Annotated in this window: 8 protein-coding genes and 1 pseudogene; 4 read left to right on the top strand and 5 right to left on the bottom strand. The window is 59.9% G+C overall.

Annotated elements, in window-relative coordinates:
- Positions 1–72 precede the first annotated feature (72 nt).
- Entirely contained in the window at positions 73–2,514 is a 2,442-nt protein-coding gene (gene nirB, locus HMCN_RS0110440; RefSeq protein WP_025917333.1) for a nitrite reductase large subunit NirB, read from the bottom strand.
- A gap of 229 nt (positions 2,515–2,743) precedes the next feature.
- On the opposite strand from nirB, the gene HMCN_RS0110435 reads away from it, so the two are divergent.
- Entirely contained in the window at positions 2,744–3,958 is a 1,215-nt protein-coding gene (locus tag HMCN_RS0110435; RefSeq protein ID WP_025917332.1) for a NarK/NasA family nitrate transporter, read from the top strand.
- Positions 3,959–4,060: 102 nt separating this feature from the next.
- Positions 4,061–5,764 carry a bifunctional protein-serine/threonine kinase/phosphatase gene (locus HMCN_RS0110430; protein WP_025917331.1) on the top strand — a complete coding sequence of 568 codons (1,704 nt, stop codon included), beginning with the start codon at positions 4,061–4,063 and terminating at the stop codon, positions 5,762–5,764.
- Between the two features lie 156 nt (positions 5,765–5,920).
- Here the strand turns inward: HMCN_RS0110430 and HMCN_RS18310 are convergent, their stop codons facing one another.
- Both HMCN_RS18310 and HMCN_RS18305 read right to left on the bottom strand, forming a co-directional pair.
- A complete protein-coding gene (locus HMCN_RS18310) occupies positions 5,921–7,156 on the bottom strand; it encodes an EAL domain-containing protein (protein ID WP_051566898.1) in 1,236 nt (411 codons plus the stop codon).
- Between the two features lie 33 nt (positions 7,157–7,189).
- Positions 7,190–10,720 carry a PAS domain S-box protein gene (locus HMCN_RS18305; RefSeq protein ID WP_162174130.1) on the bottom strand — a complete coding sequence of 1,177 codons (3,531 nt, stop codon included), beginning with the start codon at positions 10,718–10,720 and terminating at the stop codon, positions 7,190–7,192.
- Between the two features lie 168 nt (positions 10,721–10,888).
- Between HMCN_RS18305 and HMCN_RS17610 the strand changes: the two are divergent.
- A pseudogene (locus HMCN_RS17610) lies at positions 10,889–11,364 on the top strand (DNA-deoxyinosine glycosylase).
- A 92-nt stretch (positions 11,365–11,456) separates the two neighbouring features.
- Here HMCN_RS17610 and HMCN_RS0110410 read toward each other — a convergent pair.
- Complete coding sequence (locus HMCN_RS0110410) at positions 11,457–12,086, bottom strand: response regulator transcription factor (protein WP_025917330.1); 630 nt, start codon at positions 12,084–12,086, stop codon at positions 11,457–11,459.
- A complete protein-coding gene (locus HMCN_RS0110405; protein ID WP_025917329.1) occupies positions 12,083–13,696 on the bottom strand; it encodes a cache domain-containing protein in 1,614 nt (537 codons plus the stop codon). The genes HMCN_RS0110410 and HMCN_RS0110405 overlap by 4 nt, the downstream gene beginning before the upstream one ends.
- 361 nt (positions 13,697–14,057) lie before the next feature.
- On the opposite strand from HMCN_RS0110405, the gene HMCN_RS0110400 reads away from it, so the two are divergent.
- A complete protein-coding gene (locus HMCN_RS0110400) occupies positions 14,058–15,455 on the top strand; it encodes a GntP family permease (protein ID WP_025917328.1) in 1,398 nt (465 codons plus the stop codon).
- The last annotated feature ends 81 nt before the right edge of the window (positions 15,456–15,536 follow it).

Below are 15,536 nucleotides of genomic sequence, written 5' to 3'. Positions count from 1 at the left end.
ATAAAAACAGAGCATTGCCGCACTATTTCAGAGCGAGTTTAAAAACTACCCTGTTTTTTATTCTGTGAAAATTCAAGCCGGCAGCGGTACGAACTGGCGCATGTCGACCAGCGCCTTTTCCGGCTCATGCCAGGGGTCCGGCTCGCCGTCGAGCGAGAACAGCAGGCGCTCGTACAGCGCCTTGCGATTGGCCTCGTCTTCCAGCACTCTCTTCTTCGCGTAATCAAGGCCGACGCGCTCCAGGTAATGGACGGTGCGTTCCAGATACCAGCCTTCCTCGCGGTACAGCTGCAGGAAGGCGCCGGTATATTCCAGCACTTCCTCGTGGGTCTTGACCTTGACGAAAAACTGCGCGACTTCGGTCTTGATGCCGCCGTTGCCGCCGACATAGATTTCCCAGCCGGAATCGACGCCGATCACGCCGACGTCCTTGATGCCGGATTCGGCGCAGTTGCGCGGGCAGCCAGAGACCGCGATCTTGACCTTGTGCGGCGCGTGCATGCGGCACAGTTCGCGCTCCAGCTGCTGCCCCATCAGCGTCGAATCCTGGGTGCCGAAGCGGCACCATTCGCTGCCGACGCAGGTCTTGACGGTGCGCAGCGCCTTCGCATAGGCGGCGCCGCACGGCATGCCGAGATCTTTCCAGACTCCCGGCAAGTCGGATTTTTTCACGCCGAGCAAATCGATGCGCTGGCCGCCGGTCACCTTGACGGTCGGGATCGCGTATTTGTCGACCACATCGGCGATCCGGCGCAATTCGGACGCATTGGTCACGCCGCCCCACATGCGCGGGATCACCGAATAGGTGCCGTCCTTCTGGATGTTGGCATGCGCGCGCTCGTTGATGAAGCGCGATTGCGGATCATCGCGGGCTTCGTGCGGCCAGGTCGACAGCAGGTAATAATTGATCGCAGGACGGCATTTTGCACAGCCGTTGGGGGTGCGCCATGCCAACAATTCCATGGTGCTGGCGATGGTCAGGAGTTTTTCGACCTTGATCGCATCGCGCACTTCGTGATGGGTGTGATCGGTGCACTCGCACATCGGCTTGGCCTTGCTGGAGACCGAATAGTCGGCGCCGACGGTGGCCATGATGATTTGCTCGACCAGGCCGGTGCAGGAGCCGCACGAGGCCGACGCCTTGGTGTGCTTGCGCACGTCTTCCAGCGTAAACAACCCTTGTTCCTTGATCGCCTTGACGATGGTGCCCTTGCACACGCCGTTGCAGCCGCACACTTCGGCGCTGTCCGGCATCGACGCTGCGGCACTGTAACCTTCATGCCCGGCGTCGCCGGTATTCGATTCGCCGAACATCAGGCTGTCGCGGATTTCGGCAATCGCCCGGCCGTCACGCAGCAGCTTGAAATACCAGCTGCCGTCGACGGTATCGCCGTACAGGCAGGCGCCGATCAGCCTGTCGTCCTTCAGCACCAGTTTCTTGTAGACGCCGCCGATCGGATCCGACAGAATGATTTCTTCGGTGCCTTCGCCGCCGCTGAAGTCGCCGGCCGAAAACAGGTCGATCCCGGTCACTTTCAGCTTGGTCGACGTGACCGAACCCTTGTAGAGGCCGATGCCGAAATTGGCCAGATGATTCGCGCACACCTTGGCCATGTCGAACAGCGGCGCGACCAGCCCGTACACATTGCCGCGATGGTTCACGCACTCGCCGACCGAATAGATGCGCGGGTCGTAGGTCTGCATCGTATCGTTGACGACGATGCCGCGGTTGCAATAGATGCCGGCCGATTCCGCCAGCGCGGTGTTGGGGCGGATGCCGACTGCCATCACGATCAGTTGCGCCGGAATTTCCAGCCCGTCGGTGAAACGGATCGCCTTCACGTGACCGCTTTTTCCACCATCCTCGTCGCCGATGATGGCTTCGGTGTTTTTGCCCAGCAGGAAATGCAGGCCGCGGTCTTCCAACGACTTCTGCAGCATCTTGCCGGCCACTTCATCGAGCTGACGCTCCATCAGCCATTGCGGCAGATGCACGACGGTGACATCCATGCCGCGCAGTTTCAGGCCGTTCGCCGCTTCCAGCCCGAGCAGGCCACCGCCGATCACGATTGCATGTGTATGTTTGGTGGCCGCTTCTATCATCGCGTTGGTGTCGGCGATGTCGCGATAGGCGATCACGCCTTGCAAGTCCTTGCCCGGCACCGGCAGCATAAACGGGTTGGAGCCGGTCGCCAGCAACAGGCGGTCATACTCGGCGGTGGTGCCGTCTGCCGCGACCACCTGGCGCTTGACGCGGTCGATCTTGACGATCTTCTTGCCCAGATGCAGCGTGATGTCGTTTTCCCCATACCAGTCGACATCGTTGAGCATGATGTCCTGCACCGTTTGCTCACCGGCCAGCACCGGCGACAGCAGGATGCGGTTGTAATTGGCATAGGGTTCGGCACCGAATACCGTGATGTCGTAAATGTCGGGCGCGATCTTGCGCAGCTCTTCCAGTGCGCGCACGCCCGCCATGCCATTGCCGACCATTACCAGCTTCAACTTCTTCATCGCGATCCCCAAATAAATGTCTCCTGACTTTGCTTGAGCAAAATTGATGCCAGTGCATTGCGCCGGGCATGGCGGGCGCCAAACACGGATGCGCACCCTTAAAGTGCGCCAGTCACCCTGAAATAGTGCGCCGCACAAAACCGCTATCCTGCCAACGGTGCGCGCTGCCAGTGAAGCGCCGATGGCATGGCGCTTGCATTGATGACGTGCATTCACATCGGGGGTCATCATGCAAAAAACATCGTTCTGGAAAGCCGGCCATACGCCAACACTGCTGTCTGCATTCTTTTACTTCGACCTGAGTTTCATGGTCTGGGTCCTGCTCGGCCCGCTCGGCATCCTGATTGCCAGAGACCTGGGCCTGTCGGCTGCGCAAAAAGGCCTGATGGTCGCCACGCCCTTGCTGGCCGGCGCCCTGCTGCGCATCGTGATGGGGGTGCTGGTGGATCATCTGAAGCCGAAGAAAGCCGGCCTGATCGGCCAGTTGATCGTGATCGCCGGGCTGAGCTGGGCCTGGCTGGGCGACCTCGGCAATTACCAGAGCCTGCTGATACTGGGCGTCATCCTGGGCGTGGCCGGTGCGGCTTTCGCGGTGGCGCTGCCGCTGGCGTCGCGCTGGTATCCGCCTGAGCATCAGGGCACCGCGCTGGGCATCGCCGGCGCCGGCAACTCGGGTACCGCGTTCGCCGCGCTGTTTGCGCCGTCGCTGGCGATCGCCTACGGCTGGCAAAACGTGTTTGGCCTGGCGCTGATTCCATTGGGGCTGGCATTGGCGGTATACATGATCTTTGCCAAGGATGCACCCTCGGCGCCGCCGGCAAAATCGCTGGTCGAGTATCTGCACATTCTGAAAGACAGGGATGCCTGGTGGTTCATGTTCTTTTACAGCGTCACCTTCGGCGGCTTCTCCGGCCTAGCATCGTCGCTGGCGATTTATTTCAACAGCCAATATGGCCTGTCGCCGGTCACCGCCGGCTATTTCACTGCTGCCTGTGTGTTCGCCGGCTCGCTGGTGCGGCCGATGGGCGGCCGCCTGGCCGACCGCATCGGCGGCATCAAGGCCTTGTCGATCATGTATGTGCTGGCGGCGATTTTCCTGTTCACCGCCAGCTTCGGCCTGCCGTCGGCAGTCTCGGCCGTCGTCGTGTTCACCCTGGCAATGCTGGCGCTGGGCACCGGCAACGGCGCGGTGTTCCAGCTGGTGCCGCAGCGCTTCAGGAAGGAAATCGGCGTGATGACCGGCCTGGTCGGGATGGCCGGCGGCATCGGCGGTTTTTACCTGGCTTCCAGCCTCGGCTATTCGAAGCAGCTGACCGGCAGCTACCAGCTGGGCCTGTCGATCTTCGCCGCGCTGGCGATCGTCGCCCTGCTCGGTTTGTCGATGGTCAAGACGCGCTGGCGCACCACCTGGGGCAGCGCGGCGATGACGGTCGCCAAGATCTGATGCGCGATATCTGATACCCGATATCTGATGCGGGATGCACGCGTACCATGCGCATCGAGCAGCCGTGTATGCTGACATCCACGCATCGACCGAGGTAGCGCCATGCCGCTCATGATTGCAGCCAGCCACGCCACCGCCGCAGGGAAGCGGCAGCGCAACGAGGATTTCCTCGGCATGGTCACGCCCGGCGAGCCGGAACTGTCGAGCAAGGGGCTGCTGGCCGCCATCGCCGACGGCGTATCCGGCAACGAGGGCGGGTGCGAGGCGTCGGAATACGCGGTGCGCGGCTTGCTGGCCGATTACTACGCCACACCCGATACCTGGCCGGTGACGCAGGCGCTGGAGCGCGTGATCAAGGCCACCAACGGCTGGGTCCAGCAGCAGGGGTCGGTCCGCCCGGAACTGGCCGGCATGGCGACCACCCTGACGGCCATCGTGCTGCGCGGCAGCTTCTACTATTTCGCCCACGTTGGCGACACCCGCCTGTACCTGCTGCGCGGCGGCGTACTGACCCGCCTGACCACCGACCATGTCTGGGACCGGCCGGAAATGCAGCATGTGCTGACGCGCGCGATTGGCCTCGATTCCCGGATCGCGATCGACCACGGCATGGGCGAGCTGCAACAGTGCGACGTATTCCTGCTGGCATCCGACGGCGTCTGGGCCGCGCTGACGGAATACGACCTGACCGCGCTGTTGTCGGGCGCGGCGCAGGACCGGCTCAGCATCGAGCGCGCCAGCCATGCCTTGCTGGAGGCGGCGCTGGCAGCCGGCTCGCAGGACAACGTCAGCGCGCTGCTGCTGCGGGTCGATGCGCTGCCGCAGGAAAACCTGCGCGATGCGGTCTCGCTGTCGCGCGACCTGCTGCTGCCGCCCAAATTAAAGGTCGGCCAGAGCATCGACGGCTATCTGGTCGAAGAACTGATCCACGCCTCGCAGACGACGCTGCTATACCGGGTGCGCGATCCGGCCACCCAGCGCATGCTGGTGCTCAAGACGCTGCAGCCCGAGCATGCGGACGACGAACAGGAACGCTCCGCCTTCGCGCACGAGGAATGGCTGGCGAAACGGGTGGTCGCCCGGTTTTTCCCGCAGGTCATCACGCCGCCGCACAAAACCGCGCTGTACTACCTCTGCACCTGGCATGCCGGCAGCAACCTGCAGCAGCGCCTCGATGCCGGCACCCACTTCACGGTGCCGGAAGCGGTCCGTCACGGCGAACAACTGGTGCGCGCAGTCGGCGCGCTGCACCGGCGCAGCGTGATGCATCGCGACATCAAGCCGGCCAATGTGCATCTGGGCGACGATGGCGAACTGCGCGTGCTGGACCTGGGCGTGGCGCAATCCGGGCTGGAGGCCGAGCAGGAAAATGCCGCACCGCACGCCGGCACCCCATCCTTCCTGGCGCCGGAGCAGTTCGACAATGCGCGGCCGTCGCGCCAGACCGATGTGTATGCGGCCGGCGTGACGCTGTATTACCTGCTGACCCGGCATTATCCGTACGGCGAGATCGAACCGTTCCAGCACCCGCGCTTCGGCGAACCGTTGCCGCCGACCCGCTACCGGCCCGACATTCCGCTCTGGCTGGAAAACGTGTTGCTGAAGGCGGTCGCCAGGGATGCCGGCAACCGTTTCGAGACCGCGGAAGAATTCCTGCTGGCGCTGGAACGCGGCGCTGCGCGCCCGCTGGCCACCGCCGGCACCCCGCCGCTGGCGACCCGCGATCCGGTTTCGGTCTGGCGCAGCCTCGCGATTGCCGCAATTATCCTGAACCTATTGATGCTGTACCTGCTGGTGGTTGGCTAGCAGGTTTACGAAGTGCCGGGCACGGCCAATGCCTTAAAATATACTGCCAATTGTATTTTTTCAGATTCAATCAACACATACGAAAATGGCATTGTATTTGACGATACCCTAGATATAAATCTAAATTTTCGATGGAAAACCAGCTTCGTGCACAATTTATCTGGACGCCTTTTCGGAGTGGTGCGTAAGCCGCTCATTGTGTTGCCCGGAATTTTGCACAAAATCGCTCGCCAGGCTTTTTTTCAGGTCGCGATAGGCAAAAGCCTTCTGCAGAGCGGCGCGCAAGTGCGGCTCATCCCATGGCTGCAAAATGAAGCTGTATATCTCGCCACGATTGAGCTCGGTTGAAACATCTTCGAGATCGGCATGGTCGCCCATCATGATGCGCACCGCACCAGGGTATGACTTACGGATTTTTTGCAGAAATTCGGTGCCGCTGATCTCGCCCACCCAACGCCTTGCAACGACCACGGCGACATCGTAGGTAGCCAGCATTTCCAGCGCCATCGCTGTCGAGGTGGCGCTCAGGATACGGCAGTCGTCGGACTGCAACGCCCGCGCCAGCGCCTGCAGGGAAAGCGCGTCGTCATCGACGATCAGGGCCAGCCGGAACGCCGTTCTCTTTTGCCACAAGGCCGGGTACAACAGGGTTTGTTCGGCCAGCCTGACGCTGATTTGCGACGCCGGCTCCGGACGGCACAGCAGGTAGCCCTGCAATTCATCGCAACGATGACGTCTCAGATAACCGGCCTGAGCTTCGGTTTCGACCCCTTCGGCCACCACGGACAGGCCGAGATTGCGTCCGATCATGATGATGGTGCGGCAAATGTCGGCGTCGGCCGGATTGGTGCTGATATCGCGCACGAACGAACGATCGATTTTCAGTTCGTCCACCGGGAAGCGCTTGAGATAGCTGAGGCTGGAATAACCGGTGCCGAAATCGTCAATCGAAATCCGCAACCCAAGCGCTTTCAGGCGCTCCAGTTCCAGAATGAACAATTCCGGATTTTCCATCACCAGCGACTCGGTAATCTCCAGCGTCAGAAATTGTGCGTTGAGGCCGCTTTGTGCCAGCGCGGCGGCCACTATCTTGCTGAAATCCTTGTGCTTGAACTGCGCAATCGAGACATTCACCGAAATCGGGAAATCCGACCAGCCGGCTTCGATCCAGGACTGATTCTGGCGGCAGGCTTGCTGCAGCGCCCATTCGCCGATCGGCGCAATGATGCCGCTTTCTTCGGCAATCGCAATGAACTCGATCGGCGGCACCAGGCCACGCTGCGGATGATTCCATCGGATCAGCGCCTCCATGCCCGACACCCGGCCGTTGCCGGAGCTGATTTTAGGCTGGTAATACAGCTCGAATTGGCCCTGCTCGAGTGCGCGCCGCAACTGGTTTTCGATATTCAGGCGCTCCGCAGTCCGTCACCCCAGCTCCTGTGCGTAAAACTGGTAATTGCCACGCCCCATCGCCTTGGCCTGGTACATCGCGATATCGGCGCACTTGATCAGGTCGGAACAAGAACTGCCGTCGCTTGGATAAAGTGCGATGCCGACACTGGCGCCTGCCCGCACATCCTGACCGTCGATAAATATCGGTTGCTGCATGACCGAAAACAGGCGTTCGACGACATTCACCAGCACCGCAGGATCATCCAGATTCGGGCACACCAGCACGAATTCGTCGCCGCCAAAGCGCGCCAGAGTATCGAAATCGCGAATGCAGACGCCAAAGCGTTCGGTCAGCGTCTGCAATATCCGGTCGCCGGCGCCATGGCCGATGCTGTCGTTGAATACCTTGAAGTGATCCAGATCGATGAACACCACGCCAACCAACTGGCCGTTGCGCTGCGACATGCTGATCGCCTGCTGCAGCCTATCCTCCAGCAAATGCCGGTTCGGCAGGCCGGTCAGCTTGTCGTGGCTAGCCTGGAACGCCAATGCATTCTCATGCTCGATGCGCTCGGTGATGTCGCTCTGCACGCCGACAAAATGCGTGACAACATCATTTTCGTCGCGCACCGGAGCGATGCGCAAATCGTTCCAGAACAGGGTGCCATCCTTGCGATAATTGCGCAGCACCGCATGGCCTTCGCGCTGCTGCAGCAGCGCCAGGCGAATTTCCAGCACGCCATCCTGATCGGAATCCGCTCCCTGCAAAAAACGGCAATTGCGGCCGATCGCTTCCTCTGACCGATAGCCGGTAATCCGCTCGAATGCCGGATTGACATAGGATATCGGCAGCGCGGCCGAACCGGCATCACAAATGATGATGCCGTTGCTGCTTTGCTCCATTGCCCGCTGATGGATGCGTAGATTCTGCTCGGCCAGCTTGCGCTCGGTAATGTCGCGCAACACGCCAGAATAGCGCGACGGCTGGCCGGCACCGTCGAACTCGACCTGCCCCAACACTTCTACATGACAATAAAAACCATCGGATCGCCGTAGCCGGTACTCCATGTTCAGCGGATTCCCACTCAAACGCGCGGCTTCACGGGCTTGCTTTACCGACTTGCGGTCCTGCGGATGAATCAAATCGACATAAGCATGCATGCTCATTTTCTGCGTGCCATGATCAATCAGCAGCAGATCCCTGACCAGATCCGAGCATACATATTCGCGCGTTTTGAAATCATAGTTCCACAAGCCCAACATGGCCAGGCGCTGCGCTTCCAGCAGTTTTTTCTGGGTCGCCATGACGGTACGGAAACTGCGCTCGCGCTCAATAGCAACCGTGGTCAGGCCGGATATGTTCTTGATCAAATCCAGTTCCTGCGCCTGTGGCGCGCGGATCCCCCGAAAGTAGGTGGCAAACGTCGCCACCAGTTCGCCGATCGAGGAAAAAACCGGCGTCGACCAGCAGGCCCGCAAGCCATGTTCGGCAGCCAGCTGGCGATAATCCTGCCATACAGGATCGGTTTCAATATCGCTGACGACAACCTGTTGCCGACGATATGCGGCAGCCCCGCACGAACCTGCCGTCGGACCGATTTCCACACCCTCCAGCGCGTGTCGGAACGGCTCCGGCAAGCTCGGCGCTGCACCGCAATACAGCCGCAATCCGTCCTCGTCAACTTGCATCACCGATGCAATCATGCCGGGAATCTGCTGCTCCATCAGGTGGGTTATCCGTTCAAGAATATGCGCCAGCGGCTGGCCTCTGGCAGCCATCTCCAAGATATCCGCACTTTCCTTGATCAGGCGTTCGCGCTGCATCCGTTGCGTGACATCGCGGGCGACCACCATGGTGGCGTTTTCGCCGTAATGGTGGAAATTGGTGGACAGTATCTCCATCTCGAAATCGGAGCCGTCGAAGCGCCTGCAGCGCAGGATGGCCGGCGGATTAGGCAGTCCGTTTTCAGCATTGTGTATGCGTTTTTGTATCAGCGGCCAATCGTCCGGGTGAAACAGCGCCTGATACGGTAAGGCCAGCACATCTGCCGGCTCCGCCGCGCCGAACAGGTGGGCACCAGCCTGGTTCATGTACACCAGGCGGTCATTCTGATAGATATAGATGCTGTCGGGCGACAGCGAAACCAGAGCCCGGTAGCGCTGCTCGGCTTCGACGATATTTGCCTCGGCCAGCTTGCGGCTCTTTTCCTTGCGTTCGGTATCGAGGTAGAACGAAATATTGTCGGCCAACTCGGTCAGTAATTCAACCAGATCCGGATCGAAGAAATTTTCCTGGCCGTCGCCAATGGCGAACACTCCGATCACCCGCCCGTTGGTGCGGATCGGGAACGCTCCTGCAGCATTTATCCCGTTTTGAATCGACGTGTTGCGCCAATCCTCGGGGGCAGCATTCAATTGATAGTTATTGCTGTAATGGCTGGTCCCGGACAGCACGGCAGAAACCGAAACGCTGCGCACCAATGCCACCGGATCATCCAGACGAAATCGCACCTGACGCAGCTTGCTCAAGGCAAGGCCGGCGCTGACCACCGGCACAAGCTCCCGCTGCGCATCGAGCATGCCGATCCAGGCCGCGTCACACATGCCGCAGGCAACCGCAATCTCGCAGACCTGGGCGAACAGGTCCTCGGAATTCTCCGAATGGATGATTGCATGGTTGACCCTGGCAAACATCCGATAAAACCGCTGGCTGCGGGCCAGCCGTTCCTTGACGCTACGCCGCGTGGTCAGGTCATCCATCATCGCGGCCCAGATCTGGCTGCCAAACTGCAGATCTGCCTCCATGCGCACGATCACCGGATACGTGCCGCCGTCCTTCATATCGTGCTGCGTTTGCAGCACATGGTAACCGCCCATCGTGAGCGCCGATAAACAGGAAAAATGTACCGGGTATCCGGCATTCAGCGCGCCGATCTCCAGTTGAGACAGTTCCTGCGCGCTATAGCCGAGACGGGATAATGCAGCCTGATTGGCATAGACGATCTTCCGGGACGCCGCGTCCGCCAGATAGAATTCCCTGGAACTGCTGCCGACGATGGCCAGCAGAGCCCTGTTTTCGATAGCAGCCCGATGCACTTCGAACAAGGCCATCAGGACATCCGCCAGTTTGCGCAACGCCGATTTTTGATGATCGCCCAACTGCCCCGGTTTAGTGTCAATCACGCACAGCGTGCCTAGCGCATGACCGGCCAGTGTCGCAATCGGCATGCCGGCATAGAATTGCAGGCCGGCGTCACCCGTGACCAGCGGATTATCCGCAAACCGCACATCTTGCGCGGCATCGGTGACTTCCAGCAAATCCCGGTTCAGGATCGTATGTGCGCAAAATGAAACTTTACGCGCAATCTGATTTGTACCGGTCCAGCCGGATGAGTACAGAATAAACTGGGTATCCGCATCAAGCAGGGAAATGCACGCAACCGGCACATTGCAGAAGCGGGCAGCAAGCTTTACCACGGACTCGAATATCCGCTTATCATCAATGCCGAACAGACCATAGGCACGTAATTGCGCCAGACGTACAATCTCGTCGGCGGGTTGCATGGCTTCTATCATATGGTCGTCTCGGTGGAGAAAAATAATTTCAAAATCTCTTTTGATTCTAACAGTTTCCAAATTGCAATATAAACAACAAGTGAAATCAGTAACCGCAGTGCCTGCCGCCCGCCGCCGCCACACAGGAAAAACCGCGTGAACAAGCCGCTACCGCGCATGACTCTGACCGGCTTGCCGCCGGTAATCGATCAGACGACCCGAACTCTGATACTGGGCAGCTTTCCGGGTATTGCATCGTTGCAGGCGCAGCAATATTATGCGCATCCGCGCAATCAATTCTGGGCGCTGCTGTCGGCGCTGCTTCAAACGGATCTGCAAGGAATGGCTTACCAACAGCGCCTGGCCTGCCTGCTGCAGCACGGCATCGGATTGTGGGACGTGATCGCCGGCTGCCGGCGCGCAGGCAGCCTCGACAGCGCGATCCGCGCCGCCCGGGCCAACCCGTTTGACTGGCTCGGCAAGAATGCCCGGCCTTGCAGCAGGTGTGCTTCAATGGCAAGACTTCAGGCAAGTTTGCGCCGCAATTCACCGCTGCCGGCTATGCAGCCATGATTCTGCCGTCCTCGTCGCCGGCCAATGCGCAACTCTCGTTCGCACAAAAACTTGTGCTTTGGCGGGGCGTCACCGGATGACCATTCATATTCGAAAACACGCGATCAAAGCCGGCTGGCGATGGTCGAACCGAGGCGCGTCATGAATGACGAAACCAGCGTCGAAGCCGCGACTACTGCCAATCTCTCTTGGCGCTCAGGCTGAGCTTGACGAGCTCGATCACCGAAGTCGCCCCGATCTTTTCCATTACCCGGCTGCGGTGCACTTCAACGGTCTTGATGCTGATGCACAACTGATTGGCGATTTGCTTGTTGAGCATCCCCGCCAGGATGCAGTCGAGCACCTCGCGCTCGCGCGAGGTCAGGCTGGCGAGGCGGCGCATGACATTCTCGGTGCTCTGGAAGCGCCGCTTGTTTTCCTGCTCGAGGGCGATGCAGCGGTCGATGCGCGACAGCAGATAGAGGTCGTCGAGCGGCTTTTCGAGAAAATCGACAATGCCTTTGCGGAAGGCTGAAATCGCCATATTGAGGTCGCCGTGCCCGCTCATGATGATGGTCGGGATGTGAATTCCGCCGGCCAGCAGGCGGTCGTGGAGTTCCATGCCGCTGGCGCCCGGCATGCGGACGTCGACCACCAGGCAACCGAACGGGATCTGATCGCAAATGTTCAGAAAACTTTCGGCCGATGCAAACGACTGGACCGGGTAACCGCGGGAATTCAGCAGCCAGACGAGGGATTCACGGAAGGCGTCGTCGTCGTCAACCACATAAATGGTGTATTTCGGATCGTCTGGAAAACTCATGGCTGTACTTGGTGCGGAAGGGTGAAATGAAAGATGGCGCCGCCCGCCGGATTGGCGCTTACCCAGAGCCGGCCACCGTGAAACTCGATGATCGAGCGACAGATGTTGAGCCCCATCCCCATGCCGTCGCGCTTGGTAGTGTAAAAAGGCTCAAAGATTTTTTTCCGATCTGCCTCTGCGATTCCGGGGCCGCAGTCGATCACCTGCGTTTCGACGAACGCGCCGCTCTGTACGGCGATCACAGCCAGTTGCTGTCCATGACCGGTCTGCATGGCGTCGATGCCGTTGCGAATGAGGTTAAGGATCACTTGCTCGATCATGATCCGATCCGCCAGCACCCATGGCAATGAAGGGGGCGCCTCGATGCTGAGGATGACGCCCTGGCGCTGGGCATCGAGTTCGGCAATCCCCGCGGTTTCGGCGATGATTTCGCGCAGGTCTTGCGGATCGAGGGCCGGCTCGCTGCGCCGCAGGTAGGTGCGAATGCGGGCGACGATATTGGCTGCTCGCATTGCCTGGGCGGCGGCCTTGCGCATCGGTTCCAGCAGGGTTTGCCGATCCACGATCCCTTCTTCCAGCAGGAGCACGCAGCCGCGACAATAGTTGGTGATCGTGGCCAGCGGTTGATTCAGTTCATGCGCGAGGCTGGTCGCCATTTCGCCGACGGTGATCAGACGTGAGGTCTGCTCCAGGCGAATCGCATTTTCCCGTTGTTGCTCCAGCCAGATCGCGTGCTCTTCGTTGGCGGCCGCTTCCTTTTGCCGCAATTCCAGCTGCAGGGCCTCGAAATCGCGGCCGGTCTGCCTGAAAATTTCCAAAGCCCGGGCGATGTCGCCTATTTCGTCAGAACGCTCCCGGCCTTCGACGACAGCGGTGTAATCACGCTCGGACAATCGGTGTATTACCCTCGTCAACCGTCCCAGCGGCAGCGTGATGCCGCGTGCGATCAGCGTGATGAAAAAACCGGCAATCACCACCACCGCAGCGAACCCGGCAAGCAACCGGAGCAGAATGTCGTGGATTTCGCGGTCGACATCATCGAGGTAGATGCCGGTGCCGATCAGCCATTTCCATGGCATGAAGGGCAAGACATAGGCGGCCTTGTCAACGCTCTTGCGACTGTCCAGCTTCGGGAATTTGTAATAGACCGTTCCGCCGCCGGCCAGTGCGGTATCGCGCTGGGTGCGAACGAAATATTGACCGCTGCTATCGACTTCGTTGGTGAAATCACGCCCTTCCCACTGCGGGAAGTTCGGTAACAGGATGGAAACGCTGTTGAAATCGTCAATGAAGAAATATTCATTATTGCCGTATCGCAATGCGCGCAACTCGTCCAGCGCCTTTTTCTTTGCACTGGCTTCATCGATTTCGCCGCGCTGAAAACGCCGGTGCTGCCATTCCAGAATGCCTCGGCCGATCTCGGTCAGATGGCGAATCTTGGTTACCCGATCCTCGATCATTTGCTGGCGCACCGACTGCATGGCAATTGCCGTCAGTACGATGAAGCCGGCCAGGCTGACCAGGCCAACCAGCAGGAGTCTCAGGCGGATACCGAGCCGCAGGCGCGGCAGATGTATCGGAAGGATGGGGTAAGGCTGATCGGCTGCCATGTCGTGTGCAATGTGAAATCGGGCAAAAGGAGCGGAGGACGCCGGCTTTCGGTTGCGCCCCTTCTGTACCGGATGCCGGAACAGAAGGGGCGAACGGACGGCAATCGATGTTTTTCAGGCTATACGATACGCCAGCTTGTCCCGTCATGTGCAGCGGTGACCGCTTGACGCGCCGCCGCTCCCGCGCCGGACTGATCCGATTCCATTAGGGTTATCCCTAACTAGGGTAGGCCCCAATTACCTCCGAGCGGCGACCAAGCTAGAGTCGTAAGCGCAAAAAATATTCGTATGCCGCGCTCTGATGACAGTAGTTGTTCGTCAAGGTTAGTTAAAAAATCAAGATTTGGGGGATTTATTCATTATGGATGTTTTGGTCATTATCGCTTCGCTCACCTTCCTCGTCATCATGGCGTACCGGGGCTTCAGCGTTATCTTGTTCGCACCGCTGGCAGCGCTCGGAGCCGTGCTGTTTATCGATCCGGCGGCCCTTGGTCCGGTCTATGGCGCGGTCTTCATGGAGAAGCTGGTCACCTTCGTGAGGAACTTTCTGCCGGTCTTCCTGCTTGGCGCCATTTTCGGCAAGGTAATCGAACTTTCTGGCAACGCCAAAGCGATCAGTTCGGCGGTCGTCAAGCTGTTGGGTAGCAAGCGTGCCCAGCTGGTAATCGTCATCACCTGCGGCCTGCTGACCTACGGTGGCGTGTCGCTCAATGTGGTGGTGTTTGCGGTGTATCCGTTCGCCGCCGAGATGTTCCGTCTGAGTAATATCCCGAAACGCCTGATTCCGGGCACCATTGCCCTCGGCGCATTCACCTTCACCATGGACTCCTTCCCGGGCAGCCCGCAGGTGCAGAACATCATTCCCACCACCTTCTTCGGCACCGACACCTGGGCTGCGCCTTGGCTGGGCACCATCGGCGGCCTGATGATTTTTGCCACCGGCATGTGGTACCTCGACTCGCGCCGGAAAAAAGCCGCCGCTCTCGGCGAAGGCTATGGCGACAACCACATCAACGAGCCGGAACCGATCGATCCCAACGAAAAACTGCCGCACCCGCTGGTCGCCTTGCTGCCGCTGGCGCTGGTTTTCGGCCTGAACTACGCTTTCGCCAAGATGATTCCCCATCTGTACGATGGCGCGACCTATACCATCACCCTGGCGGGCCTCGCCAAGCCGATTCCGGTGACCATCGCCAGTTCGGTGGCGATCTGGGCGGTCGAGCTGGCGCTGTTAGTCGGCATCGTTACCGTCATCCTGACCGGCTACAAAACGGTGCTGCCGAAATTTGCCGAAGGCAGCAAGCACGCGATCAGCGGTTCCCTGCTGGCGGTGATGAACAGCGCCTCGGAATTCGGCTACGGTGCGGTGATGGCGGCATTGCCGGGCTTTATCATCGTCGCCGAGACGCTGCGCTCGATCCCCAATCCGCTGGTCAACGAAGCGGTGTCGATCACCGTGCTGGCAGGGCTCACCGGTTCCGCCATCGGCGGCCTGAGCATCGCGTTGGGGGCCATGGCGGATAACTTCATCGCCGCCGCGCACGCCGCAAACATTCCACTGGAAGTCTTTCACCGCATCGCGGCGATGGCCAGCGGCGGCATGGACACGCTGCCGCACAACGGCGCGGTGATCACCCTATTGACCGTGACGGGCCTGACGCACCGCCAGTCCTATCGCGACATCTTTGCCATTACCCTGATCAAGACCGTCATGGCTGCAGCCACCATTGTCCTGTTCTACGCGACCGGCATCGTCTAACCGCTACTGATTCGGCCCGGAAAGGGTTTTATTTCCCGGGCCACTGTTCTCACCCTCTCCTTCGGGAGAGGGCTGGGGTGA

Source organism: Herminiimonas sp. CN, assembly GCF_000622895.1.
In the GTDB taxonomy this organism is placed as follows: domain Bacteria; phylum Pseudomonadota; class Gammaproteobacteria; order Burkholderiales; family Burkholderiaceae_D; genus AVCC01.
Note: the sequence above shows the minus strand (reverse complement) of the source record. Positions and strands in the feature narration are given on the sequence as shown.

Bases quoted from the DNA above. Each gene is read 5' to 3' on its own strand.
- nirB (WP_025917333.1), bottom strand. From the start codon at position 2,514: ATGAAGAAGTTGAAGCTGGTAATGGTCGGCAATGGCATGGCGGGCGTG.
- HMCN_RS0110430 (WP_025917331.1), top strand. From the start codon at position 4,061: ATGCCGCTCATGATTGCAGCCAGCCACGCCACCGCCGCAGGGAAGCGG.
- HMCN_RS0110400 (WP_025917328.1), top strand. From the start codon at position 14,058: ATGGATGTTTTGGTCATTATCGCTTCGCTCACCTTCCTCGTCATCATG.
- HMCN_RS0110435 (WP_025917332.1), top strand. From the start codon at position 2,744: ATGCAAAAAACATCGTTCTGGAAAGCCGGCCATACGCCAACACTGCTG.
- HMCN_RS18305 (WP_162174130.1), bottom strand. From the start codon at position 10,720: ATGCAACCCGCCGACGAGATTGTACGTCTGGCGCAATTACGTGCCTAT.
- HMCN_RS0110405 (WP_025917329.1), bottom strand. From the start codon at position 13,696: ATGGCAGCCGATCAGCCTTACCCCATCCTTCCGATACATCTGCCGCGC.
- HMCN_RS0110410 (WP_025917330.1), bottom strand. From the start codon at position 12,086: ATGAGTTTTCCAGACGATCCGAAATACACCATTTATGTGGTTGACGAC.